This is a genomic window from Streptomyces sp. NPDC058964 (assembly GCF_042741275.1).
Lineage (GTDB): Bacteria > Actinomycetota > Actinomycetes > Streptomycetales > Streptomycetaceae > Streptomyces.
In genome coordinates, this window is the sequence record NZ_JBHYKH010000713.1 from 1 (window position 1) to 3,572 (window position 3,572).

At 71.2% G+C, this 3,572-nt stretch carries 2 protein-coding genes; one reads left to right on the forward strand and one right to left on the reverse strand.

Annotation, left to right across the window (positions count from 1 at the left end; genetic code table 11):
• Nucleotides 1–1,063, forward strand: a 1,063-nt coding sequence (locus ACFW2E_RS43485) for an AMP-binding protein (RefSeq protein WP_384476693.1), incomplete at its 5' end; no start/stop codon positions are given.
• 64 nt (nt 1,064–1,127) lie between these two features.
• On the opposite strand, the gene ACFW2E_RS43490 is transcribed toward ACFW2E_RS43485, so the two are convergent.
• The gene (locus ACFW2E_RS43490) at nt 1,128–3,533 is read right to left on the reverse strand and encodes a penicillin acylase family protein (RefSeq protein WP_384476695.1); all 2,406 of its coding nucleotides are present in this window, start codon (nt 3,531–3,533) and stop codon (nt 1,128–1,130) included.
• Nucleotides 3,534–3,572 lie beyond the last annotated feature (39 nt).

A 3,572-nucleotide genomic window follows, 5' to 3' on the forward strand; every position in this document is an offset into this window, starting at 1 on the left:
CACCTCCGGCACCACCGGCCGCCCGCGCGGCATCCGCCGGCCGCTGCCCGGCAAGCTTCCCGAGGAGAGCTACCTCGGCGGCTTCCTCGGCATCTTCGGCATCAAGCCGTTCGACGGCAACGTGCACCTCGTCTGCTCACCGCTGTACCACACGGCCGTGCTCCAGTTCGCCGGCGCGTCCCTGCACATCGGTCACCGGCTGGTGCTGATGGACAAGTGGACACCGGAGGAGATGCTCCGGCTCATCGACACCCACAAGTGCACGCACACACATATGGTGCCGACACAGTTCCACCGCCTGCTCGCATTGCCGGACCACACAAGGCGGTCGTACGACGTCTCGTCGATGCGGCACGCCATTCACGGTGCCGCGCCCTGCCCCGACCATGTGAAGCGGGCCATGATCGACTGGTGGGGCCACTGCGTCGAGGAGTACTACGCGGCCAGCGAGGGCGGGGGCGCCTTCGCGCCCGCCGAGGACTGGCTGAAGAAGCCCGGCACCGTCGGCAAGGCCTGGCCGATCAGTGAACTCGCGATCTTCGACGACGACGGCAGCCCGCTCCCGCCGGGTGAACTCGGCACCGTCTACCTGAAGATGAACACCGGCGGCTTCTCCTACCACAAGGACGAGGCCAAGACGCGGAAGAACCGCATCGGTGACTTCTTCACCGTCGGCGACCTCGGCTACCTCGACGAGGACGGCTACCTCTTCCTGCGCGACCGCAAGATCGACATGATCATCTCCGGCGGTGTCAACATCTACCCCGCCGAGATCGAGTCCGTCCTCCTCGCCCACCCCGCCGTGGCCGACGCCGCCGCCTTCGGCATCCCGCACGACGACTGGGGCGAGGAGGTCAAGGCGGTCGTGGAACCGGCCCCCGGACACGAGCCCGGACCGGACCTCGCCGCCGCCCTGATCGGCCACTGCGCGGAGCGGCTCGCCGGCTACAAGAGGCCCAGGAGTATCGACTTCACCGCCGAGATGCCCCGCGACCCCAACGGCAAGCTGTACAAGCGACGGCTGAGGGACCCGTACTGGGAGGGCCGCACGCGGCCCGTGTGAGCACAGCGCGGCCCCGCCTCGCCCGCGGAGGTGTCCCGCCCCGTCCGGGGCGGGACACTCGCCGTCAGCGTTCCGAGACCCGGACGACCCGCAGCGCGGGCGAGGACAGGATGTCGTTCTCGCAGAAGCGCGAGGTCACCCATTCCTCCCGCGAGTACAGGCGCGTCTGGTCGGCGTAGTGGGGCGAGTGCGGGTCCGAGGACTGGGAGTACGTCAGCAGCGTACGGGCGACCGGACAGTGCCCGCCGTCCCAGCCGACGGCCTGGATGTAGCTCGACCCGAACGACACGTCGGTGTAGGCGCCCAGCGCCGGATCCCACACCGGCTCCACCTTGTTCCACACGCCGAGGGACTCGGTGCCGCCCGGCACGGGGATGTGCTCCCCGTTCCGCACCACGTACTGGCGGTCGCCCAGCGGTGAGTCGAGGGCGACGCCTGCGGACCGCAGCTCGGCGACCGTGTCGGCGAGGGCCGTGGCGAAGCCCGGCGCCGCCGTGTCGAGCGTGTTCGGGGTGTGCACCGGGTCCGCCGCGGAGAACGGGACCTTCCACAGCCGCGCCGGCGGCACGTCAGCCGTCAGGTTGCGCCAGAACCGGTCGAATAACAGCGCGCCCCCGCTGCCGGTGGGCGCGGTGCGGTCCCAGGCCCCGAGCACGCCGCACGCCTCGCTCACGTCGACGGCCTTGCCGGAACTGCCCGTCGCCGTGCCGCCCGGGAGCGCCGCGCACGCCGTCGCCGCGTCGCCCGCGATCAGGTTTCCGGCGGTCACCCGGTCCGCGAACTCATGCCGCTGCAGGTCCGCCACGGTCAGACCGCCCCGCCGCGCCAGCGCCGAGACGTCGTCCAGCGCGCCGCGGGTGCGCAGCGAACGGGCCGTGCCGATGTCCCCGAAAATTCGCTCGTATCCGGTCAGCGGCCGGTCCGCGTCGGCCAGCCAGGCGCTGTTGTTGGAATTCTCCACGTACGGCGTGTCCCTGAGCGTCGGCATCCTGGAGGGCCCGAAGATGCCCGGCTGAACGGCGTCGGCGTCACTGCCGGGCGCGCAGTCACCCCGCGAGCCGTCCAGGACCGCGAGTCCGGACGACGGGTAAGTCGCCCTGCCCAGCGCGGTGGAGCAGCGCCGTGTCAGGTCGTCGGTGATCCGAGGCAGCACCTGTGACTGGGTGAAGAGCGTGTGACCGCCGGAGTCGGCGGCGACCGTGTTCACCCACGGCAGGCCCTGGGTCCGCTCGATCGCGCCGAGCACGTCCCGCGTGCTGCGGGCCTTGCTGAAGCCGAGTCCCGTGTCGGGGAACCGCAGGTTCGAGGCGTTGGGGTCGTTCAGCGCGTAAGCCGTCGTCGACGTCCAGGGCAGCGGCACCGCGGCGCCGAGCGAGGTGACCACCGGGCCGTACCGCGTCCACCACTGGGCGCGTGTCACCGGCGCCGCGCCCTTGACCGGGACGGTGACCGTCCGCCGTGTCATGTGCTCGGGCCTGCCGTCGACGAGGTAGACCGTCGGGTCGGACGGATCCAGCGTGAGCTGCTCCAGGTCGAGGGGGACGCCGGTGGAGACGGTGTGGCTCCATGCGACACGGGAGTTGTGGCCGATGGAGATGGTGACGGAGCCGAGCAGCGAGCCGCCCATGACGTTCAGCCTGCCCGGGATGGTCTGCTGCGACTGCCAGAAACGGCGTCCGCCCTGCCAGGGGTAGTGCGGGTTGCCCAGCAGCAGACCGCGGCCGTTCGCCGTGCCGGCACCGTTGAAGGCGACCGCGTTCGACCCCATGTCGGCGGTGTCGGCGGACAGGAGCGCGCGGGTGGCCCGTGCGGTGCGGGCCGGGTCCGGGGCACCCGCCGCGGGTGTCGTGGCGGCCGGCGGCCGTGCGGCCGTGATGCCGTCCACGGCGCGTCCCTGACCGCCGAGGACGGCGAGCGCGAAACTGCGCGCGGCCACGTCCACGGCCGTGATCGGCCGCACCCAGTCGGCGTCCCGGCAGGCCGGGGCGTCGACCCGGTTCTGCCCCAGCCACGCGTTGTAGCCGGCCGCGAAGCCGCGCATCAGGTCCTTCACCTCGCGGGTCGGGCCCTGCGGCGCCGGTTCGGCGAGCAGCTTCTGCACGGTGCCCGCGTCCCGTACCCCTCGGAAGTACAGGTCGCTGGAGAGGTTCGTGGCCGCCGAGGAGAGCGACAGGTCGGAGGCCGCGCCGGGCCCGAAGAAGCGTGAGCGCTCGCCGCGGACCGTGACGAATCCGTCGGCCAGCGTGCACACCTGGTCGGCGGCCTGTGCCCAGCCGGTGCCGAAGCCGAGGTTCGTGTAGTCCTTGGCGAGGATGTGCGGGATGCCGTACTCGGTGTAGCGGATGACGGCGGACAGACCGCCCTGGGACGGGTGTTCCGGTCGCTCGCGGCACATCGCCCCGGCGGCCGGGGGCACGGCCACCCCCGGGTGCAAGGGGACAGAGGTGTCCCACAAACACAACAATCTCATATAAAAAAAAAACAACACCCCAAACAAAGCAAACACTAG